We start from the raw sequence: 22,030 nt of genomic DNA, 5'->3' as shown, positions 1-22,030 counted from the left end.
TTTGCGCGCAAGTTGGTTCCAGACAGATGTTCACTCAGGCGAACGGGTCTATCTGTTGCTTGAGCTGCACCCGTGCCCGGGACAGTCGGGAGCGGACGGTGCCGATAGGAACACCGAGCATGTTGGCGGTTTCCTGATAATTGCCATCCATTTCCAGAGAAACTTCCAGAACCTTCTGCATGTTTGTCGGCAGGCAGTCGATGGCCTCTATGACGCGTGCCAGCTGTCGGTGCCCGTCTACCTGATGGGTGATATCGCCGTTCGACTCCAGGTCCGTATGGACCTCGTCTTCCCAGCTTTCCTGATAGGGCTGACGATACATTTTGCGAAAGTGATTACGGATCAGATTCAGCGCAATGCCACACAACCAGGTTTGCGGTTTGCTGGCGTGCTGAAACTTGTGCTCATTGCGTAACGCCTCGAGAAACACGCATTGCAGGATGTCATCCACATCATCAGCGTTCTTCACCCGCTTCTGGATGAACGCTCTGAGCATCTGGACCTGATCGGCCGTCAATTGCCGGATACCGGCGGACGACGATGGTTGGCGTGGTTCGGTTGCATCAAGGATCACAAGATTCGGGAGCATGGGCTTGCCTCAATTGATGGAGTGCAAGTCCTATAGCGATAACCATGCCAGTCCAAAAATAATCATAACCACATGATTTATATAACTATTTTAAAATGTGAAATTCTTTGTAATACATTTTTTTGCGCAACATGATTTTTAGCTCTGCAGCTTTTGGCACAAACGCATGAGCCTTCGGCACCAGGGAACCGAACCGGGCCAACGACCCACTCAGCGGTCACACCAGGCCCAGAATCGTCCTATGAAAATTGTCGCCCCGCCTACATTGCCCATTCGTCCGGTAGCGCCAATCCGCGCCATCACACCGGCTGCGCGAGCGATTCCCGGCAGCGGGTTGCCTGATGAAAAAGGCACCTCGTCACTGCAGGTTTCGCGCTTCGCTGCGGCTCTGGTGCAGCACAGCCGGATATTGCGTGAGCGAGAACTGATCGCGAGCAGGAACGCGTTGCAGTCGCGGGCCGTCAAGCTGGGCGAGCTTTATCAGTTGCTGATGAGCACCAGCGACACCGGGCTGGATAACGCCGCCAGACTGCTGCGCAAAAAACTGCTGCAGGACAACGACGCCGATCTGGAACAGGTTCTGGAATTCGCTGACGGCGACGCTGCCAAGGCTCACGTGGTGTTGCAGGCAGCGCGCAAACAGGCAGAAGACGATGGGGCTGAAGCAGAATATGCAGCGCTGACCCAGACGCTCAAACATCTGCGCCGCCAATTCGGCCCGCGCGCACGCGCCGGTATCAATACCGCAAGAGCCTTCGGGCGCCAGAACATCGATAACAAGCGCCGCACGGCCTTGCGCAATCTGTATGGCGTAGCGGTTTCCGGACAACCCAACGTCACGGGCTTGATCGAAGCCTTGATTGGCGAGCAACAGGAACCCGGCGAGTTCGACCTGAACCTGCGCGACATGCGCATCGCCATCGCCGACGATCTTTCGGCGATTACCCCGTCGGCTTCTCATGAACAACTGCGCACGCTGATGCATGGCCTGACCACCGCGCGCCATGTCACTACGCTGTTGCGCGGCTGCGAACACCTGCTGGGGCGCATGCGTAAAAAGAATCCCAAACTGACGGTGGACCCACCGGCCTTCCTCAAACACATGCTGACCCTGACGGCCAATGGCATGAATGTGAATCAGACCTTGCAACTGACCCAGCACATCGGGGGCAACAGGCTCGAACACCAGTTGGCGTTTCTCAATGGCCTGCGGCCGATGCTGATGCAGTTGCCGATCCTGCTCTGGCGGGACCTGAAAAGCCGTCAGGCCGCGCTGAATAATCTACTCACGCTGATGGCCGAGCTCACGCATAAGGAACAGAAGCAATTATACGAGGGGCTTGCCTGATGAACCGGGTCATCAACTTTCTGAACATGGTCGCGCTGTCGGCCATGCGCCGCTCGGAACTGGTCGGTGCGTTTTTTGTGATCGCCATCGTGTTCATGATGATCACGCCGCTGCCCACCGGCTTGATCGACGTGCTGATCGCCGTGAACATCTGTATTTCCTGCCTGCTGATCATGCTGGCGATGCACCTGCCCAGGCCACTGGCGTTCTCGACCTTCCCTGCCGTGCTGCTGCTGACCACGATGTTTCGCCTGGCCCTGTCGGTGTCTACGACGCGGCTGATTCTGCTCAACCAGGACGCCGGGCACATCGTCGAGGCGTTCGGGCAGTTCGTGGTGGGCGGCAACCTGGCGGTGGGTCTGGTGATCTTCCTGATCCTGACGGTGGTCAACTTTCTGGTGATCACCAAAGGCTCGGAACGGGTCGCCGAAGTCGGCGCGCGTTTTACCCTGGACGCGATGCCCGGCAAGCAGATGTCCATCGACAGTGACCTGCGCGCCAACCTGATCACCGTCCACGAGGCCCGTAAACGACGCGCCGAACTGAACAAAGAAAGCCAGTTGTTCGGTGCGATGGACGGCGCCATGAAGTTCGTCAACGGCGATGCGATCGCCAGCCTAATCATTGTGGCCATCAACATGATCGGCGGCATATCCATCGGCGTGCTGCAGCACAACATGGCAGCGGGCGACGCCTTGCAGCTGTATACCGTGCTGACCATCGGTGACGGCCTGATCGCCCAGATTCCTGCGCTGCTGATCTCCGTCACCAGCGGCATGATCATCACTCGCGTGCCCAACACCGAGGCAGGGGCGGAAGCCAATATCGGCCGCGAGATCGCCGAGCAGATCACCAGTCAGCCCAAGGCCTGGATCATCGCCTCGGTGGCCATGCTCGGCTTCGCTGCCCTGCCGGGAATGCCGACCGGTGTTTTCGTCACCATCGCGATCATCTGCGGTGCCGGTGGACTGCTGCAGTTGCAACGGGCAAAACCCAAGGCCGATGAGCAACGTACAGCCGCTGTGGCGCCAGAAATGAACGGCAAGGAAGACCTGCGTACCTTTTCCCCCAGCCGGCAGTTTGTGCTGCAATTCCACCCCGGCCAGGACAGCGCGCAGATCGAAGCGCTGGTCAGCGAAATACGCAAGCGCCGCAACCGTCTGGTGGTGCAGTACGGCCTGACCCTGCCTTCGTTCATCATCGAGCATGTCGATGACATTGCCCCGGATGAGTTTCGCTTCACCGTCTATGACGTACCGATGCTCAAGGCCACCTTCACGCAGAGCCATGTCGCCGTGGAAGCGCGTCAGCTGGAAGGCGAAAACCTTCCGGCGGCCATCCCGGGCAACACCGACCGCCAGGAAGATCAATGGATCTGGCTGCCGGCCGAGCAGTCTGGCGACTTGAACCCGGTCAGCTCCACGACCCTGATCATCGAACGCATGGAGCGCACATTGCAGTCCTGCGCGCCGCAGTTCATCGGCTTGCAGGAAACCAAAGCTATCCTCAGCTGGCTAGAGTCCGAGCAACCGGAACTCGCTCAGGAAATGCAACGGGTCCTCACCCTTACGCGCTTCTCGGCCGTCCTGCAACGCCTGGCCTCGGAGCGTGTGCCGCTGAGGGCGATCCGGGTCATTGCCGAAACCCTGATCGAGCACTGTCAGCATGAACGCGATACCAATGTGCTGACCGACTACGTACGCATTGCGCTCAAGTCGCAGATCTACCACCAGTACTGCGGTGCCGAAGGCCTGCAAGTGTGGCTGCTGACGCCGGAAAGCGAGGGGTTGTTGCGGGATGGCCTGCGCCAGACGCAAACCGAAACATTCTTCGCGCTGAGCAACGAGATCAGCCAGATGCTCGTGCAACAGCTGCACATTGCCTTCCCGGTACGAGCTCCCGAACAGGCGGTTCTGCTGGTGGCACAGGATCTGCGCAGCCCTCTGCGTACCTTGTTGAGGGAGGAGTTCTACCATGTACCCGTACTATCTTTCGCGGAAATCAGCAATGCGGCCAAGGTCAAGGTCATGGGTCGATTCGACCTTGAAGACGATCTCGAGCCGCTGGACAACGAGCATGCTGCTTGAGCCTGCAAGGCCTGAACGCACGGAGACTTTCAGATGTTTGAATTACGCGTACTGAACGGCCAGCACCAAGGCGCGGCATTACCGCTGATCGGTGAGCAATGGTCGATTGGCTCTGCCGGACAACACGATCTGGCGCTGGACGATGCGGGCGTGGAAAGCCTGCATTGCCGCCTGCAACGTGTCGACGACAACTGGACACTGAACGCTGAACAAGGCGCGGTCTGCGACGAACAGGGCAACGCCCGGCCGAGCATCGACCTGACGCTCAACAACGCCTTCATGCTGGGTTCGGTGTGGCTGTGCGTTTCGTCTGCGGGCGATGAATGGCCCTCCGTGCCCGCCGTGATTCCCAAACAGCCTGAGGCCGAATCCGGGCCGGCACGCAACGACGTGCCGCTGGAGAAGGTCAAGTCCCGCTCGCAGTTTCTCAACCGCACCACGGGCATCATCGCCGGGCTGCTGGTGGGCGTCATCGGCAGCGCCTGGAGCCTGACCCGCCCGCCCGCTATTGCGATGGATCAGAGCCCGGCACACCTGACGGCCGCCACGACAGAGGCCTCGCCCGATATACCCAAGGCGCCAGCCAGGGCTGCAAACCCTGTGACCGACAAACGCATACGTCTGAGCAGCGCGGATGACGTCCGCCACCAGTTGAGCACCATGCTCAGCGACCGCCTGCTGACTGATGTCAGCGTAGAAGAGACGCCCGACGGGCTGGTCCTAAACGGCGATCTGAAAGAAGAATCGCTGCTGGTCTACCAGCGCATGCTTCAGCGCTTCAAGACCCTGTACGACTCGCCGGTAACCGTTCTGGACAACGTGGGCAGCAATCGCAACACCCTGCCCTTTGTGGTGGTTCAGATCATGACCGGGCCGCATGCGCATCTGGTGACTGCCGACGGTCGACGGGTTTACGTAGGTGACGAAGTGGATGGCCTGCGCCTCACCCGAATCGATAATCAGCGCCTGCAATTCGACGGTAATCGCCATATCGAGGTGAACTGGTGAATGCAGCACTGAACCTGTGGAAAGACGCGCACGCCAAGCGTTTGAGCCAGTACTGCGCGGTGCGCGTCATTGGCCGCGTCAGCGCCGTGCGCGGAATTCTGCTGGAGTGCAAGATTCCATCGGCCAAGGTCGGCGATCTGTGTGAAGTGAGCAAAGCCGACGGCTCGTTGCTGCTGGCCGAAATCGTCGGCTTCACCCAGGAATGCACGCTGCTCAGTGCCTTGGGCCCACCCGACGGTATTCAGGTCGGCGCGCCGATCCGCCCGCTGGGCGTGGCACACCGGATCGGCGTCGATGACAGCCTGCTCGGCTGTGTACTGGACGGTTTCGGGCGCCCGCTGATGGGCGATTGCCTCGGCGCTTTCGCCGGCCCCGAGGACCGCCGCACGACGCTGCCGGTGATCGCCGACGCCCTGCCGCCGACCCAGCGACCGCGTATCACCCGGGCGTTACCCACCGGGATACGCGCCATCGACAGCGCGATTCTGCTCGGCGAGGGCCAGCGTGTCGGGCTGTTCGCCGGAGCAGGCTGCGGCAAGACCACGCTGATGGCCGAACTGGCGCGCAACATGGATTGTGACGTCATCGTTTTCGGCCTGATTGGCGAACGGGGCCGCGAACTGCGCGAGTTTCTCGACCACGAACTGGACGAAACCCTGCGCCGCCGCTCGGTGCTGGTCTGTGCAACATCCGATCGTTCCAGCATGGAGCGCGCCCGCGCTGCGTTCACCGCGACCGCCATCGCCGAAGCCTTTCGCGCCCGAGGCCAGAAAGTGCTGTTGCTGCTCGACTCGCTGACCCGCTTCGCCCGCGCGCAACGGGAAATCGGCATTGCTTCGGGCGAGCCGCTGGGGCGCGGCGGTCTGCCACCCTCGGTGTACACCCTGCTGCCACGCCTGGTGGAACGCGCCGGGATGAGCGAGAACGGTTCGATCACCGCGCTTTACACGGTGCTGATCGAACAGGACTCGATGAACGATCCGGTCGCCGACGAAGTGCGCTCGCTGCTCGACGGGCACATCGTACTGTCGCGCAAACTGGCCGAGCGCGGGCACTACCCGGCGATCGATGTGTCGGCCAGCATCAGCCGGATTCTGAGCAACGTCACCGGTCGCGAACATCAACGGGCGAACAATCGCCTGCGCCAGTTACTGGCTGCCTATAAACAAGTGGAAATGCTCCTGCGCCTGGGTGAATACCAGGCCGGGGCCGACCCGGTCACCGACTGTGCCGTGCAACTGAACGAGGCCATAAACGCGTTCCTGCGCCAGGACCTGCGTGAACCCGTGCCCTTGCAGGAAACCCTCGACAGGCTGCTGCAACTCACCTCTCAACTGCCGGAGTAGCCATGGACGAACCACTGGAAGACGACCCGCAACAGGTCGCTCTGCAGCAGGTGATCGGTCTGCTCACGCCACTGCGCCAACACCGTCAGGCCAGTGCCGAGCGTGCCCATCGCCAGGCGCAGTTGGAACTGAAATCGATGCTCGACCACTTAGCAGAGACAAGGGCGTCGCTGAATCAGGAACGCGACAACCATAAGCGCCGCCGCGAGAGTCTGTCCCATGCGCATTTGCAAAAGACGCTCAGCCTGACTGATGTCGACGGCTGGCACGAAAAGGAAAGAACCATGCTCGACCGCCTGGCTTACATCCGCCAGGACGTGCAGCAACAGCAAATGCGAGTAGCTGAACAACAGGCGTTGCTTGAACAGAAACGGCTGCAAGCCAAGGCGTCTCAGCGCGCGGTCGAGAAACTCGCCTGCATGGAGGAGACGCTCAACGAAGAAGGTTAAGTGACGATGACCGCACCGATCAAAACCCCTGCCAAAGCGCCACCCGCGCCGAGCGCCCCGCCAGCCACCTCGCGCCCCCTGCCTTCGCTGCGTCAGCCCGCCAGGTCCGATGACCAGCCACCAGCCTTTACCGGAGCACCACGGGGCGATGTGCAGAAGGTTCGTTTCGCGCTGAACCGTTCAGTGGCCGACAGCCCGATGAGCGCCGACGGCATGTTCTTCTCGCAACTGCTGATACCGCTGGTAGGCGAAGAGCCGGATCAGCAGGGCTTCGGAGGCAGCGGTGTGGCCTTCTCTGCACAGTCCGAAAACGTACCGACTCAGCTGATCGACGAGCTGGCGCAGCGTTTGCCCGATCAGCCGGACGGTCCGCTGGCGTTCAGCCTGCTCATGCCCAATCTGGGCAGCGTGCGGGTCAACGCCAGCAAATCCGAAAACCGTTGGAGCATTCAACTGGGGTTTGGCCGACGTGACGTTCTCAAGCGCTTGCAGGGCCAGGTCGGCGCATGCCGGGAATCGCTGGCACAGGCGCTTGGTCAGGACGTCGAGCTGGACATGCATGAAGACTTCACAGCATGAGCGCCCTGCGTCTGCGCAAGGTCGACGCTCTGCTGGCCCAAGCCACACGCGCACTCGGCGCCGGACGACGCCTGGGCTTCAGCGCCCGCGGTTGGCACGCCGAACTGAGCCTGCTGCCGCAGCACGAAGACGCGCGGATACCGGCAGACGGTGTCTGGTTGAATACGGCGGTCGGCCCCTTGTTGCTAAGCGATGCCGAAGCGTTGCTCAGCCTGCTGGGCGAAGTGCCCTTAACGCTCGGCGGCGAGTACCAGGCCTGGTACTGGCAGTTATTCAACCAGCGCCTGAGCCCGGTGATCGCCGATCTGCTGGCGCCTGTTGCGCCGTTTTCAGACGCCCCGACCGAGCCAGCCATCGGCTGCAGGATTCTCGTGCGACTGGGCAGCGAACGACTCGATGCCCACCTGCACGCCGCACCCGCCACCCTGCTCAGGCTTCTGGGTTCGGCTGACTGGCAAGTCTTGAATCGTAACGTGGACGAATCCTGGTCGGTGGCGACACCACTGATCGTCGGCGAACTGTCACTGACTCGGGAACAAATCGCCTCGCTACGCCCCGGTGACGTGGTGCTACCCGCCCGCTGCCGGTTCGACAGCGCCGGACAAGGGTCCGTGACACTCGCTGGACGTCAATGGGCGGCCCGCACCGACCAACAGGCCCAGCATCTTTTTCTGCAGCTCGGTCATGAGGAGCACAGTCACCATGAGTACTGAAGATCTGTATCAGGACGACGTCGAGATGCTCGACGACTATGAAGAACCGGTGCCTGAACAGGCTGATCAGCAACTGCGTGACGACGAGCACGCCGAGCACGCATTCGGCTATGCGGACAGCGAAGCGGAGCATGAAGAGGCGTCGGGAGAACACAACGAGTCGCCGATGCTCGACTCACTGGAGCTGGCCCTGACCTTGCGCTGCGGCGAGCTCAGACTGACCCTTGCCGAACTGCGCCGACTGGACGCCGGAACCATTCTCGAAGTCAGCGGCATCGCGCCAGGCCACGCCACGCTGTGCCATGGCGAGCAGGTGGTTGCCGAAGGCGAGCTGGTCGACGTCGAAGGCCGCCTCGGTTTGCAGATTACCCGGCTGGTGGCGCGCTCATGATCATGGAGGGCGTCAACCCGATCATGCTGGCGCTGTTTCTCGGCTCGCTGTCGCTGATCCCGTTCCTGTTGATCGTCTGCACCGCCTTTCTGAAGATCGCCATGACGCTGCTGATCACCCGCAACGCGATCGGCGTTCAGCAAGTGCCGCCGAACATGGCGTTGTATGGCATCGCCCTGGCCGCGACGATGTTTGTCATGGCCCCGGTGGCGCACGACATACAGCAGCGGGTGCATGAACACCCGCTGGAACTGAGCAACGCCGACAAACTGCAGAGCAGCCTCAAAGTGGTCATCGAGCCGCTGCAACGCTTCATGACACGCAACACCGACCCGGATGTCGTAGCCCATCTGCTGGAAAATACCCAGCGCATGTGGCCCAAGGAAATGGCCGATCAGGCCAACAAAAACGATCTTCTGCTGGCGATCCCGGCCTTTGTTCTGTCGGAGCTGCAGGCCGGTTTCGAGATCGGTTTTCTGATCTATATCCCTTTCATCGTCATTGACCTGATTGTCTCCAACCTGTTGCTGGCACTGGGCATGCAGATGGTCTCGCCGATGACACTGTCGCTGCCGCTCAAACTGCTGCTGTTCGTGCTCGTATCGGGCTGGTCGCGTCTGCTCGACAGCCTGTTCTATTCCTACATGTGAGGCGGTCATGGAAGCGTTGGCGTTGTTCAAGCAAGGCATGTTTCTGGTCGTCATCCTGACCGCCCCGCCGCTGGCCGTTGCGGTGCTCGTGGGTGTGGTCACCTCGCTGCTGCAGGCACTCATGCAGATTCAGGATCAGACATTGCCCTTCGGCATCAAACTGGGGGCCGTTGGACTGACCCTGGCCATGACCGGCCGCTGGATCGGCGTCGAGCTGATCCAGTTCATCAATATGGCCTTCGACCTGATTGCACGCTCCGGGGTCAGTCACTAAATGCCCTTCGACGCGCACAGCGCCTTTCAATTCATGCTGGGCATGGGACTGGCAATGGCACGGCTGATGCCCTGCATGCTGCTGGTGCCAGCCTTTTGCTTCAAATATCTGAAAGGCCCGTTGCGTTATGCCGTCGTGGCGGTGATGGCGATGATCCCGGCACCGGCCATCAGCAAGGCTCTGGAGTCCCTCGACGACAACTGGTTCGCAATCGGCGGCCTGCTGATCAAGGAAGCGGTACTCGGCACGCTACTGGGGCTGTTGCTGTATGCGCCATTCTGGATGTTCGCCTCGGTGGGCGCGCTGCTCGATAGCCAGCGCGGTGCGCTCAGCGGCGGCCAGTTGAACCCGGCGCTGGGCCCTGACGCCACGCCACTGGGCGAACTGTTTCAAGAAACCCTGATCATGCTGGTAATCCTCACCGGGGGGCTTTCGCTGATGACTCAGATCATCTGGGACAGCTACAGCGTCTGGCCTCCGACGGCCTGGATGCCGGGCATGAACGCTGGCGGCCTGGATGTCTTTCTGGAGCAGTTGAACCAGACGATGCAGCACATGCTGCTGTACGCCGCGCCCTTCATCGCGCTGCTGCTGTTGATCGAAGCAGCGTTCGCGATCATCGGCCTGTATGCGCAACAGCTGAACGTTTCGATCCTCGCCATGCCAGCCAAAAGTATGGCCGGCCTCGCTTTTCTGCTGATCTATCTGCCGACGCTGCTGGAACTGGGCACAGGTCAATTGTTGAAGCTGGTTGATCTGAAGTCGCTGCTGACGCTTCTGGTGCAAGTGCCGTGAGCGAAAAAACCGAAAAGGCCACGCCCAAGCAACTGCGCGACGCGCGGGAAAAGGGTCAGGTCGGGCAGAGTCAGGACCTGGGCAAACTGCTGGTGTTGATGGCCGTCAGTGAAATCACCCTGGCCCTGGCTGATGAAAGCGTCAACCGACTGGAGGCACTGTTGTCGCTGTCCTTTAAAGGCATCGACCGCAGCTTTGCCGCGTCGGTCGAGCTGATCGCCAGCGAAGGATTCACCGTACTGCTCAGCTTTACCTTGTGCAGCGTCGGTATAGCGATGCTGATGCGCCTGATCAGCAGCTGGATGCAGATCGGCTTTCTGTTCGCGCCCAAGGCGCTGAAAATCGATCCCAACAAGATCAACCCGTTCTCCCACGCCAAACAGATGTTTTCCGGGCAAAACCTGCTCAACCTGCTGCTCAGTGTTCTCAAGGCCATTGCCATCGGCGCGACGCTGTATGTGCAAGTCAAACCTGTGCTGGGCACCCTGGTGTTGCTGGCCAACAGCGATCTGACGACCTACTGGCATGCCCTGGTCGAGCTGTTCAGGCATATTTTGCGAGTGATATTGGGGCTGCTGCTGGCGATCGCCATGATCGACTTCGCCATGCAGAAATACTTCCATGCGAAAAAACTGCGCATGAGCCACGAAGACATCAAGAAAGAGTACAAGCAATCGGAAGGCGACCCGCACGTCAAAGGCCATCGTCGGCAACTGGCCCAGGAGATCCTCAATCAGGAGCCCAGCGCTGCGCCCAAGCCGGTGGAAGACGCCGACATGCTGCTGGTCAACCCGACCCACTATGCGGTGGCCCTGTATTACCGACCAGGCGAAACGCCTCTGCCGCTGATTCATTGCAAAGGTGAAGACGAGGAAGCCCTGGCATTGATTGCCCGCGCCAAAAAAGCCGGCATCCCGGTGGTGCAGAGCATCTGGCTGACCCGGACGCTATACCGCTCCAAGGTGGGCAAATATATCCCCCGCCCCACACTGCAGGCTGTCGGCCACATCTACAAAGTGGTTCGGCAACTGGACGAAGTCACCGATGAAGTGATTCAGGTCGAAGTCGAGCTGTGATGGCTGTTTAGCCACAGGCGTACTTCCGGCCAAGTCACCTGAACCGACGTCATCTGGTGAACGTCGAAACCCGCATGAATAACCGACAGAGTCACACCGGGCCGCATTGCCCATTGTCGGCCTGGATGTTTGGGACTACCTTGTGCACAACCGGTACGGGACACAGCATCGATGCACAAGATAACCCATTGGCCCCTGACCCTCTATTTTGACGGTGAATGCCCACTCTGCGCGCGCGAAATCAAGATCTTGCGTGCGCGCGCCAAACCCGATCGCCTTCGTTTTGTCGATATCAGTGGTGAAGCGTTTGATGCCGGATCTGTGGGGTTCACGCTTGCGCAGATGGAATCATCATTGCACGCCCGATTTGACGATGGGACATGGGTCACAGGCCTGGACGCTACGCTCTGGAGCTGGCGAGCAGCAGGGCTGGGTGTCTGGGCTGCACCGTTGTCATGGCGCTTGACCAGGCCGCTACTTGATATTGGCTATCGTCTTTTTTGTCGCTGGCGTCCGCATTTGGCCTGGTTGCCCCATCCGGATGGCAGTGCTCGCTGCCGGGGTGACCGCTGTGCAGTGTCGAAAACCGACCGAGCTCCGCACGACCAGTGACTGCCTGACGCTTGTAGATTGCATCTGCGCAAAAAAAGACCGACCCATCTGCACTGGGGCGGTCTTTTTTTCATGCGGGTGTTATCTCCTAAACCAGATGATCCAGGCCTGCCAGTATCAATTCGTTTCGCCGGATATCATCGAGGTTGGTGACGGCATGGGGGGCGTCGCTCACCGCGTGCCACACGACGAAATCACGCCGCATATCCAGGAACAGAAAGTAGTCATTGAATCGTTCGGCTTCTGAGAACCTCAGTTGCAGCGCCTCTCTAAGTTGTTCGGGACGCAGCGCTCGCCCCTCGATGTGCAGCGCAATGCCCCAGTCATGATGCTCGCGCCGGCTGACAAAAGAGACTCCGTTTGCCACCGGCCACACCGCGGGACTCTGCGCCGCAACGTTGTAGTAGAACGCTGTTTTCTCCTCGACCTCGATCATGTCTAGTCCCTTAACTTCACGACGGTGTAATCGCGCTCGTGGTCTTGATCATCAAGACCGTCACGCATGTCCGGAGGCCACCAGATGACCAGTTCACGGCTGGTGGAGTCCGGGCGTTTGCAGGCAGTTCCCGAACAACCGTGGGTGGCGCACCCGATCAGGGTAGCGAACACCACCAACACGACTGCAACGCTGCTGATCTTCATGGCTTTGCCCCCCGGAGCAGTGATGGCCGACTCTCTTTGGCCATTTTTGATATCTGTGGCTGACGTACCGCGATATACACTTCGCTCTCCTCGCCCGGTTGCAGCCATGCGTGGGGCCAGGCGGCGACGCCGATGACCCAGCGACCACCGCAGCGACTCTCGTCGATGCGTACCGGTTTGTCGGTATTGTTACGCGCTACCACAACAGCCACACCCCAGTCCTTGCGTGCATACCATTGCGAGCGCTGGCCATCGAGGGTCAGGCCCTGGCCCGGGTCACACAGGCTGTCGGTTTCAAAGGGCAGTGTTTCGCCGTCATGCATACCCTCTGGCGCAGCGCCATCGACCATCTGCGTGAAGACTTTCTGAATGTCGCCGCGGGTAGGCAGCTCACCGCCGTCACGCCGTTCCTTGATCCTTTTCATCTGGTCATCGACATCGTGAGGGTTGCCGTTCTGCACATAGCGAGCCGGGTTGACCTGGTCGCCAATCAGTCTTGGCGTCAGAATGAACAGGCGCTCGCGCTGGCTCAATTCACGGCTGCGGGACTGGAACAGCAGCTTGCCGACGTAGGGGATATCGCCCAGCAACGGAACCTTGTGGATCTTGTCGTTGGCTTCAAGGCCATGGAAACCGCCGATGACCAGTGAACCGTGTTCGGCTATGACGGCCTGGGTACTGACATTGCCTTTGCGCACACTTGGCTGCGTGTCATTGATGTCGGAGATGTCGATCTGACCATCCTCGATATCGACGATCAGTTGCACCTGAGGCTTGCCATCGTGATCCAGCGAGCGCGGAGTCACCTGCAGACTGGTGCCAGCGGTGATGGGCTCGATATTGGCCACACGTTCCGACGTCGCAGTGAGGTATTCGGTGCGACTGAAGTCAATCACGGCCGGCTGGTTTTCAAGGGTAAGAATCGATGGATTGCCGATCACCGAGGCTGAGCCGTTACCTTCCAGCGCATGCAGTTCGGCAGCGAACTTGCCGGCGTTCTGAATGAACAGAGTGGAGCTGGTGCCCGCGTCGAACATGTTGGCACCCCCGTTGACACTCCCGGCATTGAAGTTCCAGCGGCTGGACAGTTCTGCCAGCTCGTTGCGATCGATGTCGAGAATCACGGCGTCGATTTCGATCAGGTTGCGCGAAACATCCAGCTCTTTGATGAGCTTTTCGTACATGGCCTTGCGTGAGGGCAAGTCATAGATCAGCACAGCATTGTTACGGACATCGGCCGTTACGCGGATGTTGGCCCGACCGCCAGAGCGGCTTTTTCCACCGCTTTTGCTGCCGCCGCCGCCATAGTGCAGCACCTGATCGAGGCCCTGCTCCAACGCATTGGTATCGAGGCCGCTGGAGCTCATCGGCAGACTCGGAGCGTCCGGGGCGCCACCGCCCGCCAGACCGTTACCGCGACCGCCTCGCCCCAGCAGATCCATACCATTGATGGACCCGCCATGAGAACGGGTATCCAGCAAATCCTGGAGAATGCTGGCGACACCGGCGACCACCAGTTGTTGATCGCGATAGCGAATGGTGCGGTCCGCGGCACTGGCGTATTTGAGCGGAAATACGATGATGTCCTGCTTGTCGCCCTTTTCAGGTGCTTCGACTTTCTTGCTGTAATCGCGCACCAGTTCCACATATTTTGCAGGGCCGCGAACCAGAACCACGCCTTCGTTCGGCAGTACACCCCAACCAAAGCGCTTGTCCAGCAGCCCCACATCGGTCAAAGCAGTCTGCAGGTCATCTACCGCGTCGGATGACACTTCGATGCGTGCCGAGGTGTGCTCGCTAGAGGGGCTGACGTACAGCGTGTCGTTATACACAAACCACTGGAAGTGATATTCCTGGCCCAGACGGTCGAGAAACTCTTCCGGACTCTGAGCGCGTATCCGGTCATCGAGGACCCCCGGAATGGGCGGCATATCCAGCGCCATGCCGAATTCTTTGGCGAAGTCGGCCAGCGCTGTCGCCAGCTCGGTCTGCCGGGCATCGTAGGCGTAAGCCGTATGTTTCCAGGCTTCGGGGGTCACCGCCCACGTGGCGGGGGACAGCCCGATCAACAATAAAGGCAACCACATCAAGGCCTTGCGCATTTCAAACTCCCGGTTGCCGGTGATTGAGGGTCGTGCGCCCGGCTAAGGCGGGCACAGAATTGACCAGAGTGGTGTGCATCAGGCTGAGCAAGGCCGCGCGCTGATTGGCCAGGCTTTCCAGACGGTTCAGCAGATCGGCAAGGCTGCAGGGGCCAGGCATCCAGCTGACCAGCACCATGCAGCGCGTTTGCGGATCGATGGCGAACGCGCCGTCACAGGCACACGCCAGGCTGGCACCGCCATGACTGAGCAATGCTTCGATACGCTGAGGGTCGTTGGCGTCATAGGGGTCGAGTAACTCGATGCTGCAACGGACTCCGCCACCCACCATTTCCAGCCGTGCGTTGGCGTCGTCGACCCAGCAGTCGAGCGGGCTCGCCGGACGCTGATCACGCCACAGGCCGACGACCTCCTCGAACTCACTGAAATCCATCGATGACATTTTTGGTCATTTTATAACCAGCCTGCTGGCATTGATCAGCGATGTTGGAGCTGACCGCAGCCTGCTGGCTCGCCTCACTGAAGGCATCGATGTCGTCGGCGGTGAAATGCCCATTGCCCCCGTCCAGCACGTCATCCACGTCGGACAACGCGCGAGTGAGCGTGGAATCGAGGTTATTTTGCAGGGATTTGAAATTTATCATGTCCGGATGCTCCAGCAGAAAGGTTCAAACCTTGAGTGGAGCAAACAGGTGGAGCGGTTCCATTTTCGCCGCAAGAGTCTGTTTCAGGCAGCTGGCTCAGTGCCTGCCAACCCGTTGCGCAGCGTTGCCCAATCGATTTCGAACGCGCCGTTGGCGTCGCTCAGGCGCAGGCTTTCAGTGGTCAGCGTCGCATCACGTTTGAGCTCCCAGTGCTCGGCAAAACGACTCTCTGCCAACCATTCGGCGACTGGCTCGGCCATCTCCGGATGAACGCTGAGCGTGGCCACTGCTTCGTTGAGCTGACTGGCTGCCAGGTTCCTGACCAGTGCCCGAGCGCGCTCGGCAAGGGTCGTTTCGTCGAGCAACTGGCGCAATCCCTCAGTCAACAGCTCCTCGACAGCAGTCATGGCCTGCTGCTGCAAGGCTTCGCGCTGGACGTGCAGCTCGTCCAGAAAGGCATTGGCGCGCTCCCAGAACTGCGCAAGCGCCTCCTGATGCCGACGATCGGCTCTAGCCTGCTCAAGTACCAGCAACTGCTCCGCCTGACGTTGCGCGTCCGTCAGAATATCGCGAGCCAGCAGACTGTTGGCGATGTCTTCACGGCGCAATACCGGCTCGGGCAGCACCGCGTCGGCAGTCAAGGTAATACTGCGTTTGGCAAGCATGGGGAAATTCCTGGTGCAGAGGAAAGCGGATATTCAGGCCGCAGTGACACGCCATAGAACAGCCTGCCACAGCGTCTGAAGTTTATTTTCGGGGGCCGAGCAAGGGCTGTCGGCGACCTCATCGGGCGCCCAGGCCAGACGCAATCGCGGCCAATACTCAGGCCCGAGCCAGGCACCCAACAGCAAGCGCGCATCTTCATGTTCAAGATCCAGCCAGACACCGGGGCGCAACGCCTTGGTCAGGGACCAGCACCACTGTCCGTCATGTCCGTCGCTTTCGTTACGGGAAAAACAGATGCGTTGCGCCAGATCCAGCGCCTGATCACGCTGCACGGTCGTCAGTGCCAGCCAGGTCAACACCGGCGCTGCAGGCATCGGCGGTTGACTTGGCGTGATGCCGACACTCTGCAGGAACACGCTGTGACGGCTGACCATCAGGGCTTCACAGTCGCTGACGGTCAGTCCGCAGCGCTCGGCGAACCGGCTTTGCCAGCCCGCATGCGCCCATGGCCAGGGATTGCACCACCACTGAGTCCAATAGTCCTCGGCGGTCAGGTCCATCACGCGCGCGCCGGTACGGTCGAGCGGCTACGGCCGGCAAAGCCGATCCGCCGAAGCACCGAGGCGCGCCAGTCACTGCGCAACAGCAGCGCGATGATCAGCAGCAACACCGCCAGGCCAACCGGCACCAGCCAAAGCATCAGGTTCCAGAACGGCAGATTGGCGCTGTCCAGCTTGAACGGTCCGAAACTGACCCACTGTGTGGTTTCCTGAAACTCGGTAGCCGGTACGAACACAATGGAAAACTTTTTCGACTCTGCCGATTGCGTCGACATGCCGGGGATACTGCTGGCGACCATCTGTTGAATGCGCCCACGCACGCTGTCCGGGTCAAGCGCTGCGGAGTGTTTGATGAACACCGCAGCAGAAGCAGGTTGCACTGGTTCGCCCGGTGCGATGCGTTCCGGAAGTACCACGTGCACCCTGGCCACGATGACGCCGTCTATCTGCGAAAGCGTCGCTTCGAGTTCCTGAGACAGGGCATAGATGTAGCGGGCGCGCTCTTCGAGCGGGGTCGAAATGACCCCTTCTTTCTTGAAGATATCCCCCAGACTGGCGCGAGACTGCCGTGGCAGGCCGGCAGCGTTGAGCACCCTGACGGCGCGGTTCATATCGCTGGTCGCGACGGTGACGACAACGCCGGTTTTTTCCAGGCGTTTGCGCGCGTCGATATGCTGATCGGCAAGACGGGCAACGACCTCGTTGGAGTCCTGCTCGGACAAGCCGGTGAACAGATCGGTTTCATCACTGCAGCCGCCGAGCAACACCATGCAAATCAGCAGCAGCCCTGCGCTCAGAAATTTCACGGAAACCTCTACTGCAAGTTAGTCAGCTTGTCGAGCGCCTGCGCAGTCTTGCTCACCACCTTGGTCGTGAGCGCAGTCTGCAACGAACATTGCGACAGGGTCCTGGTCATCGCCGCGATATCCAGCGCGTCTCCCGTGCCGGAAGCTTTTTTCATCGATCGCATCGCTTGCTGAGACATTTTTTCGGTTTCGCCCAGACCGCCGGAAATTGCGCTGGCGATATGTTCGGAAAGCGGCGCTCCGCTCGAAACGCCGTCCGGCTGCGTGGCAGCGGTGAAGATGTCGACATCCGCCTGGGCCGGTTCTGAAACGAGCCCCTGTGGCACATCCTGCCCGAGTTCCGGCGAGATGCTTTTAACATTACCAAGGTGGGAAATGGTCACGTGAGTTCTCCGTCAGGCGGTTGTCGGTCAGGCTGCAGCCTGATTGCGGGTGCCTTGCAGCAGCGTACTGACCAGCAAGGTGGCGATTTGCGCAGCGCTCGACTGCACGTCGGTAGCGGTTTGACCGGCATCCTTGAGCGTCGCTTCAAGGCCCTTGAGCAGCAAGCCGCCCAGCAACTGGTCAAGATCCTGAGCGGACTGTCCGCCATTCGCCGCCGTACCGGTCTGCGGGGTGTTTACGGGTGTGCCCAGTCCACCACCGGCCAATACCGATTGCAGGCCACGGTCGATAAGCTCGCCGATCAGTTGCCCCGCCTCACCACTGCTATTGCCGCTGTCACCGGGACCGGTATTGGCGTCGATCAGCGGATCACCCGTCACGGACGAGTTGTTAGAAAAACTGCTCGGAGTGCCCAGACCTCCACCCGTCCCCGCCAGACCGCCAGCGCCACTCTGCTGATTACCCAGTTGCTGGCCAATGATGTCGAGTGCCGAGCGGAACGCAGCCGTTTCGTCGCCATCAAGGAAGTTGTCTTCCTTGAGTTCGTTCACCCAGGAACCCGAGTCCGGCTTGGGAAACTGTGCGGGATTGTCATCCATGAACTGCGCGATCTTGTTCAGCATCGGCATATCGTCTTCGGAGAAGCTTGCCCCGCCATCCTGCTTGGTCAGAAGATCATCGAGCATAGACTTGGCCAGGCCACTGAGCACCTGAGTCATCAGGTCCTGCTGTCCGGTACCCGAGGCGTTGTCCGCAGACGCGCCGAAGTTGTCACCCAGCTTTTCATGAATCAGCTTGTCCAGCGCAGCGATGACATCCTCGATACCGCCGCCTGCCTTGCCATCCGCGGCCATCGACTTGGCCAGCAGTTTGCCCAATGGCGAGCTGTCGTCGAGTTGACCATTGCGCATCAGTTCCTCGGCCAGCTTCACGACAACTTCCTGAAGCGCCTTGCTCGACGTACTGGCGCCAGTCGTCTCGGTTTCAGGACGTACCAGGACAAGGGCCATTGCCGGGGTTTGCAGCGAGCTGCTGTTAAGACTGAGACTCTGCATCACAACCTCCTCAAAGTAGCAGCCCCCTCAGGTGCGAAGGGGCTTCAAGAAATCAGAACTGGACGACCGAGTTCCGGATCTTGCTTGCGACGATCTGGTTGGAAAGCGCCTCTTTCTTGTCCTCAAAGCCCGCCAGCATGCTCGATTCGCGCAGCAGGCCGTTCTCTTCGTTCGCAGTACCATCAAGCTCGGCACTTTTTGCATCGCCTTTGCTGATGCTGGAACGGGTCGCGTCGATACTGTCAGTGCTGCCGGTGTTGCTCACCAGTGCAGCATTACGGTCGGCGCTGCTCTTTACGCTGTTGATGCCTTGAGCGGCACCACCGATCGTGTTGACGACACCGCGACCTGCACCCGCCAGAGAACTCATGATAGTCATAACGTCATACCCCTTCGTCTGTACCAGCGTAATTGCTTGGTACACCTAGGTGGCCTGTGCCCGGGAATCGGTTCCAGATCTTCTGCAAAAAATCAGATGCTCAATTCCTTGATGCGGCGGTAGAGCGTACGACGTGGAATATCGAGCTCCAGGCTGGCCGCGTCGATGCAATTGCAGTGGCGCTTGAGCGCTTGCTGAATCAAGGCCTTTTCGATCGCTCGCAGCTGGAACTTGAGCCCGCACGCCAGGTGATCTTCGGTCTGCGAGTCAGCCCCGAGCAGAGGAAAGCCCAACACATGGCGCTTTGCAGCGGCCTTGAGCTCGCGGATATTGCCGGGCCAGCGATGCCCCGTCAGTACCTGCTGAAGCAACGGACATACATCGGGAATCGCGAGGTTAAGTTCTTTGGCCGACGCCGCCAAAAATCGGGTGAACAACGGCAGGATACGCTCGGGCTGATCGCGCAGCGGCGGCAGTTTGAGGGTCAGTACGTTCAGGCGAAAGTACAGGTCGCGTCGAAACTTCCCCTCTTCGACGGCGTCGTCCAGACAGGCTTGGGCCGAGGCAATCACACAGATATCCAGGTTGATCGTGGAGGTCGAACCCAGACGCTCCAGTGCACGGGTTTCAAGCACCCTCAGCAGCTTGGCCTGCAGGGCGAGCGGCATGCTATCGATCTCATCCAGGTACAAGGTTCCGCCCTGCGCCGCCTCGATGTAGCCCATTCGGGAACGGTCGGCGCCGGTATAGGCCCCACTCACCACTCCGAACAGCTCGCTCTCGGCGAGCGATTCCGGAATGGCTGCGCAGTTCATCGGGACGAAGCGCCCCTGGCGCCCGGACATGTTGTGAATGCGCCGGGCAATGGTGTCTTTACCGGTACCGGTCTCGCCCGACAGCAGGACATCAATGCCGAGCTGCGAAATACTTTCGGCGACGATCCCCAGATTGGGTACGCGCTCCGCATCCAGGTGATCGTCAAACTCATCGTCGAGATTCATTTCATGACTCCAATGGCATCAGCGTTGCGCGAGCGCAGCAGCGATTCAGGACTCGGCTACCAGGTCGATATGCGAAGCAACACCCAGCTCTTTCATGCGGTGGTAGAGGGTGCGCCGGGGCAGTTCGAGCTCCTCGAGCACAGCGTCGAAATTGTGCCGATGTCGCTTCAAGGCATCCTGAATGAGCATTTTCTCGATGACGCGCATCTGCATGCGCAGCCCTGTTACCGGGTCACGCGCTTCGACCGGCTCAGCGCCCAGCAACGGCAACCCCAGGACAAATCGCTTGGCAGCCGACTTCAGTTCGCGCACGTTGCCGGGCCAGTCATGGCTCAACAGGATCTGTACACGTCGATTGTCGAGCGTTGGAACGGAGCGGCCGGCTTCTGCGGCGACGTCCTGGGTGAACTGGTCGAACAATGGCAAAATCTGCTCGCGACGCTTGCGCAAGGCTGGCAACTGCAGTGTCAGCACATTGAGCCTGAAAAACAGGTCACGACGAAAAAGTCCTTGTTCCACCAGTTCATCCAGCGGACGCTGGGCCGAAGCAATCACTCGCAGATCCAGTGGTATGAAATCGGTCGAGCCTAGCCGCTCGACGCCCCTGCTTTCCAGCACCCGCAAGAGCTTGGCCTGAAGGCTCAACGGCATGCTGTCGATTTCATCCAGATAGAGGGTGCCGCCGTTGGAGGCTTCGATGTAGCCCTCGCGAGCCCGGCACACGCCGGTGAACGCACCATTGACCACGCCGAACAACTGGCTCTCTGCCAACGATTCGGGGATGGCCGCACAGTTCATGCCGACAAAGGGCCCGGTCCTGCTCGACAGCTCGTGAATCCGGCTGGCCAGGGTATCTTTGCCGGTGCCGGTTTCCCCGCAAAGAAGCAAGTCCATATCCAGTAGCGCGCTGTTCATTGCAATTTGATGACCAGCCGATAATGCAGTTACGTTCCAACACGTTCGAACGTCGTTATCAATGTCTGTGCTCATCGATCACTCTCATAGCGGGAGGAAGGCGGGATATTAATACCACGTCTTACAAGGCACACATATAGCCATTTAGTTCCCCAGCGACTGTGAAAAATTTCACAAATTCGAGAATCACTATCAAGTAGCGACAGCGCCTTAAGCGCCACTCGGTATAGCGCAAGCGCTTTGAAATGACCCTATTAATATATCCTTATTCCAAAATTATCATAGACTTACGCTGGCTAATCGTCGCTGCAGCCCCCGTGGCTGCACGGGAATCCAGCCCTATGCCCGATCATGGGTCATAATGAAATCGAAAAATTTGTAACTTGCCAATCGCAGAAAAAACAGATAGCCACCCCATGAACCTGATAGCACACTTAATAGGCGCCGCAGCACTTTAGTTCTTTACAGCCATAAAAAATGAGCACCCCACAACAGCCATTTGTACGAACGTACTGTATTAACTTTCCATACACCCACAACTAACACACTCAAGAAAAAACCGGTTAACGTTTAACTTACTCCACACGTCCAAATAGGGAGAACCGGTTGCAAGACAGAACCCGACAACTGGGCTGATATAAACAAGAGTTCAGTCGGATTTCCGAACGAGGTCGCATCTCTGGCTTGGTTGGATCCTGAATTGTCCCAGTTTTTGGGGGCATCTCGCGATAGCTTTTTGCCATCCTCGCATTCGGCAAACCGAACGCGTCACCTTTTGAGAATGTGGATGTGCAGGTTTTGAAAATGGCTAATTAGCTGAAAGGATTCACTGTAGGACAATCTGGCAATCCACGCTTATAGCGCTGTGAAGGCCTACCACCATAAGCAGTGCTGATACCTCATCATCACTGAGATTGTTTCAAAAAATGTGTAAGTATTTCCTTACAATTCTTTACAAA

Annotated in this window: 27 protein-coding genes; 13 read left to right on the top strand and 14 right to left on the bottom strand. The window is 59.5% G+C overall.

All coding sequences use genetic code 11. The features are described 5' to 3' along the window. Positions 1-34: 34 nt before the first annotated feature. A complete protein-coding gene (gene hrpL, locus V476_RS17745) occupies positions 35-589 on the bottom strand; it encodes an RNA polymerase sigma factor HrpL (protein ID WP_003314155.1) in 555 nt (184 codons plus the stop codon). A 241-nt stretch (positions 590-830) separates the two neighbouring features. Here hrpL and sctW point away from each other — a divergent pair, with 241 nt between their 5' ends. The 13 genes from sctW to V476_RS27430 all read left to right on the top strand — a co-directional run bounded on the left by sctW (position 831) and on the right by V476_RS27430 (position 11,917). Next, positions 831-1,937: a type III secretion system gatekeeper subunit SctW gene (sctW, locus tag V476_RS17740; RefSeq protein ID WP_024959582.1), complete on the top strand. Its 1,107-nt coding sequence runs from the start codon at positions 831-833 to the stop codon at positions 1,935-1,937. After that, positions 1,937-4,024 carry a type III secretion system export apparatus subunit SctV gene (sctV, locus tag V476_RS17735; RefSeq protein ID WP_024959581.1) on the top strand — a complete coding sequence of 696 codons (2,088 nt, stop codon included), beginning with the start codon at positions 1,937-1,939 and terminating at the stop codon, positions 4,022-4,024. Before sctW ends, sctV begins: the two co-directional genes overlap by 1 nt. A 33-nt stretch (positions 4,025-4,057) precedes the next feature. Then, on the top strand, positions 4,058-5,032 hold the full coding sequence (gene sctD, locus V476_RS17730) for a type III secretion system inner membrane ring subunit SctD (protein ID WP_024959580.1): 975 nt from the start codon (positions 4,058-4,060) through the stop codon (positions 5,030-5,032). Next, the gene (gene hrcN / locus V476_RS17725; RefSeq protein ID WP_004418817.1) at positions 5,029-6,378 is read left to right on the top strand and encodes a type III secretion system ATPase HrcN; all 1,350 of its coding nucleotides are present in this window, start codon (positions 5,029-5,031) and stop codon (positions 6,376-6,378) included. Before sctD ends, hrcN begins: the two co-directional genes overlap by 4 nt. Before the next feature lie 2 nt (positions 6,379-6,380). Then, a complete protein-coding gene (locus V476_RS17720; protein ID WP_003339800.1) occupies positions 6,381-6,827 on the top strand; it encodes a hypothetical protein in 447 nt (148 codons plus the stop codon). A 6-nt stretch (positions 6,828-6,833) separates the two neighbouring features. Continuing rightward, positions 6,834-7,406, top strand: coding sequence for a type III secretion system protein HrpP (gene hrpP, locus V476_RS17715; protein WP_024959579.1), 573 nt, complete (start codon positions 6,834-6,836; stop codon positions 7,404-7,406). Further along, positions 7,403-8,119: a hypothetical protein gene (locus V476_RS17710; RefSeq protein WP_024959578.1), complete on the top strand. Its 717-nt coding sequence runs from the start codon at positions 7,403-7,405 to the stop codon at positions 8,117-8,119. The genes hrpP and V476_RS17710 overlap by 4 nt, the downstream gene beginning before the upstream one ends. Continuing rightward, positions 8,109-8,510, top strand: a complete 402-nt coding sequence (locus V476_RS17705) for a FliM/FliN family flagellar motor switch protein (RefSeq protein WP_024959577.1) — start codon at positions 8,109-8,111, stop codon at positions 8,508-8,510. The genes V476_RS17710 and V476_RS17705 overlap by 11 nt, the downstream gene beginning before the upstream one ends. Further along, positions 8,507-9,160, top strand: a complete 654-nt coding sequence (gene sctR / locus V476_RS17700; protein WP_003409078.1) for a type III secretion system export apparatus subunit SctR — start codon at positions 8,507-8,509, stop codon at positions 9,158-9,160. The genes V476_RS17705 and sctR overlap by 4 nt, the downstream gene beginning before the upstream one ends. Positions 9,161-9,167: 7 nt before the next feature. Then, positions 9,168-9,434, top strand: a complete 267-nt coding sequence (gene sctS, locus V476_RS17695) for a type III secretion system export apparatus subunit SctS (RefSeq protein WP_003339811.1) — start codon at positions 9,168-9,170, stop codon at positions 9,432-9,434. Further along, on the top strand, positions 9,435-10,229 hold the full coding sequence (sctT, locus tag V476_RS17690; protein ID WP_003339813.1) for a type III secretion system export apparatus subunit SctT: 795 nt from the start codon (positions 9,435-9,437) through the stop codon (positions 10,227-10,229). Beyond that, on the top strand, positions 10,226-11,305 hold the full coding sequence (gene sctU, locus V476_RS17685) for a type III secretion system export apparatus subunit SctU (RefSeq protein ID WP_024959576.1): 1,080 nt from the start codon (positions 10,226-10,228) through the stop codon (positions 11,303-11,305). Before sctT ends, sctU begins: the two co-directional genes overlap by 4 nt. A gap of 171 nt (positions 11,306-11,476) precedes the next feature. Further along, complete coding sequence (locus V476_RS27430; protein ID WP_003339815.1) at positions 11,477-11,917, top strand: thiol-disulfide oxidoreductase DCC family protein; 441 nt, start codon at positions 11,477-11,479, stop codon at positions 11,915-11,917. Between the two features lie 88 nt (positions 11,918-12,005). Here V476_RS27430 and V476_RS17680 read toward each other — a convergent pair whose 3' ends face one another. From V476_RS17680 to hrpR, 13 genes are all read right to left on the bottom strand, one after another. Further along, on the bottom strand, positions 12,006-12,353 hold the full coding sequence (locus V476_RS17680; RefSeq protein WP_003314145.1) for a hypothetical protein: 348 nt from the start codon (positions 12,351-12,353) through the stop codon (positions 12,006-12,008). 2 nt (positions 12,354-12,355) lie between these two features. Beyond that, complete coding sequence (gene hrpT / locus V476_RS17675) at positions 12,356-12,559, bottom strand: HrpT family type III secretion system protein (protein ID WP_024959575.1); 204 nt, start codon at positions 12,557-12,559, stop codon at positions 12,356-12,358. Further along, positions 12,556-14,661 (bottom strand): type III secretion system outer membrane ring subunit SctC, encoded by a 2,106-nt coding sequence (gene sctC / locus V476_RS17670; RefSeq protein WP_017277759.1) that lies wholly within the window; start codon positions 14,659-14,661, stop codon positions 12,556-12,558. Before sctC ends, hrpT begins: the two co-directional genes overlap by 4 nt. Before the next feature lies 1 nt (position 14,662). Beyond that, positions 14,663-15,103: a type III secretion system protein HrpG gene (locus tag V476_RS17665; protein ID WP_017277760.1), complete on the bottom strand. Its 441-nt coding sequence runs from the start codon at positions 15,101-15,103 to the stop codon at positions 14,663-14,665. Beyond that, positions 15,081-15,305, bottom strand: a complete 225-nt coding sequence (locus tag V476_RS17660) for a type III secretion protein (RefSeq protein ID WP_003314139.1) — start codon at positions 15,303-15,305, stop codon at positions 15,081-15,083. The genes V476_RS17665 and V476_RS17660 overlap by 23 nt, the downstream gene beginning before the upstream one ends. Before the next feature lie 83 nt (positions 15,306-15,388). After that, positions 15,389-15,970: a type III secretion system stator protein SctL gene (gene sctL / locus V476_RS17655; RefSeq protein WP_024959574.1), complete on the bottom strand. Its 582-nt coding sequence runs from the start codon at positions 15,968-15,970 to the stop codon at positions 15,389-15,391. 33 nt (positions 15,971-16,003) lie between these two features. Next, positions 16,004-16,531 (bottom strand): hypothetical protein, encoded by a 528-nt coding sequence (locus V476_RS17650; RefSeq protein WP_024959573.1) that lies wholly within the window; start codon positions 16,529-16,531, stop codon positions 16,004-16,006. After that, complete coding sequence (sctJ, locus tag V476_RS17645) at positions 16,531-17,337, bottom strand: type III secretion system inner membrane ring lipoprotein SctJ (RefSeq protein WP_003314136.1); 807 nt, start codon at positions 17,335-17,337, stop codon at positions 16,531-16,533. The genes V476_RS17650 and sctJ overlap by 1 nt, the downstream gene beginning before the upstream one ends. An 8-nt stretch (positions 17,338-17,345) precedes the next feature. Beyond that, entirely contained in the window at positions 17,346-17,720 is a 375-nt protein-coding gene (gene sctI / locus V476_RS17640; protein ID WP_003314135.1) for a type III secretion system inner rod subunit SctI, read from the bottom strand. A gap of 27 nt (positions 17,721-17,747) precedes the next feature. Continuing rightward, positions 17,748-18,776, bottom strand: coding sequence for a type III secretion system effector HrpZ (hrpZ, locus tag V476_RS17635; RefSeq protein ID WP_024959572.1), 1,029 nt, complete (start codon positions 18,774-18,776; stop codon positions 17,748-17,750). A gap of 52 nt (positions 18,777-18,828) precedes the next feature. Next, entirely contained in the window at positions 18,829-19,155 is a 327-nt protein-coding gene (locus tag V476_RS17630) for a type III secretion system major pilin HrpA (protein WP_003314134.1), read from the bottom strand. Positions 19,156-19,247: 92 nt separating this feature from the next. Beyond that, positions 19,248-20,156: a transcriptional regulator HrpS gene (hrpS, locus tag V476_RS17625; protein ID WP_024959571.1), complete on the bottom strand. Its 909-nt coding sequence runs from the start codon at positions 20,154-20,156 to the stop codon at positions 19,248-19,250. Between the two features lie 45 nt (positions 20,157-20,201). Then, complete coding sequence (gene hrpR, locus V476_RS17620; RefSeq protein WP_016567365.1) at positions 20,202-21,146, bottom strand: transcriptional regulator HrpR; 945 nt, start codon at positions 21,144-21,146, stop codon at positions 20,202-20,204. Positions 21,147-22,030: the final 884 nt, after the last annotated feature.

The sequence above is a fragment of the Pseudomonas syringae KCTC 12500 genome (assembly GCF_000507185.2).
Classification (GTDB): Bacteria; Pseudomonadota; Gammaproteobacteria; order Pseudomonadales; family Pseudomonadaceae; genus Aquipseudomonas; species Aquipseudomonas syringae.
The sequence above is the reverse complement of the archived record's forward strand: the minus strand, read 5'-3'. Positions and strand labels throughout refer to the sequence as shown.

What these genes read in the sequence shown, in the direction of transcription:
- hrpL (WP_003314155.1), bottom strand. Translation starts at nt 589, where the DNA reads ATGCTCCCGAATCTTGTGATCCTTGATGCAACCGAACCACGCCAACCA.
- sctW (WP_024959582.1), top strand. Translation starts at nt 831, where the DNA reads ATGAAAATTGTCGCCCCGCCTACATTGCCCATTCGTCCGGTAGCGCCA.
- sctV (WP_024959581.1), top strand. Translation starts at nt 1,937, where the DNA reads ATGAACCGGGTCATCAACTTTCTGAACATGGTCGCGCTGTCGGCCATG.
- sctD (WP_024959580.1), top strand. Translation starts at nt 4,058, where the DNA reads ATGTTTGAATTACGCGTACTGAACGGCCAGCACCAAGGCGCGGCATTA.
- V476_RS17720 (WP_003339800.1), top strand. Translation starts at nt 6,381, where the DNA reads ATGGACGAACCACTGGAAGACGACCCGCAACAGGTCGCTCTGCAGCAG.
- hrpP (WP_024959579.1), top strand. Translation starts at nt 6,834, where the DNA reads ATGACCGCACCGATCAAAACCCCTGCCAAAGCGCCACCCGCGCCGAGC.
- V476_RS17710 (WP_024959578.1), top strand. Translation starts at nt 7,403, where the DNA reads ATGAGCGCCCTGCGTCTGCGCAAGGTCGACGCTCTGCTGGCCCAAGCC.
- V476_RS17705 (WP_024959577.1), top strand. Translation starts at nt 8,109, where the DNA reads ATGAGTACTGAAGATCTGTATCAGGACGACGTCGAGATGCTCGACGAC.
- sctR (WP_003409078.1), top strand. Translation starts at nt 8,507, where the DNA reads ATGATCATGGAGGGCGTCAACCCGATCATGCTGGCGCTGTTTCTCGGC.
- sctS (WP_003339811.1), top strand. Translation starts at nt 9,168, where the DNA reads ATGGAAGCGTTGGCGTTGTTCAAGCAAGGCATGTTTCTGGTCGTCATC.
- sctT (WP_003339813.1), top strand. Translation starts at nt 9,435, where the DNA reads ATGCCCTTCGACGCGCACAGCGCCTTTCAATTCATGCTGGGCATGGGA.
- V476_RS27430 (WP_003339815.1), top strand. Translation starts at nt 11,477, where the DNA reads ATGCACAAGATAACCCATTGGCCCCTGACCCTCTATTTTGACGGTGAA.
- V476_RS17680 (WP_003314145.1), bottom strand. Translation starts at nt 12,353, where the DNA reads ATGATCGAGGTCGAGGAGAAAACAGCGTTCTACTACAACGTTGCGGCG.
- hrpT (WP_024959575.1), bottom strand. Translation starts at nt 12,559, where the DNA reads ATGAAGATCAGCAGCGTTGCAGTCGTGTTGGTGGTGTTCGCTACCCTG.
- sctC (WP_017277759.1), bottom strand. Translation starts at nt 14,661, where the DNA reads ATGCGCAAGGCCTTGATGTGGTTGCCTTTATTGTTGATCGGGCTGTCC.
- V476_RS17665 (WP_017277760.1), bottom strand. Translation starts at nt 15,103, where the DNA reads ATGTCATCGATGGATTTCAGTGAGTTCGAGGAGGTCGTCGGCCTGTGG.
- V476_RS17660 (WP_003314139.1), bottom strand. Translation starts at nt 15,305, where the DNA reads ATGATAAATTTCAAATCCCTGCAAAATAACCTCGATTCCACGCTCACT.
- sctL (WP_024959574.1), bottom strand. Translation starts at nt 15,970, where the DNA reads ATGCTTGCCAAACGCAGTATTACCTTGACTGCCGACGCGGTGCTGCCC.
- V476_RS17650 (WP_024959573.1), bottom strand. Translation starts at nt 16,531, where the DNA reads ATGGACCTGACCGCCGAGGACTATTGGACTCAGTGGTGGTGCAATCCC.
- hrpZ (WP_024959572.1), bottom strand. Translation starts at nt 18,776, where the DNA reads ATGCAGAGTCTCAGTCTTAACAGCAGCTCGCTGCAAACCCCGGCAATG.
- V476_RS17630 (WP_003314134.1), bottom strand. Translation starts at nt 19,155, where the DNA reads ATGACTATCATGAGTTCTCTGGCGGGTGCAGGTCGCGGTGTCGTCAAC.
- hrpS (WP_024959571.1), bottom strand. Translation starts at nt 20,156, where the DNA reads ATGAATCTCGACGATGAGTTTGACGATCACCTGGATGCGGAGCGCGTA.
- hrpR (WP_016567365.1), bottom strand. Translation starts at nt 21,146, where the DNA reads ATGAGCACAGACATTGATAACGACGTTCGAACGTGTTGGAACGTAACT.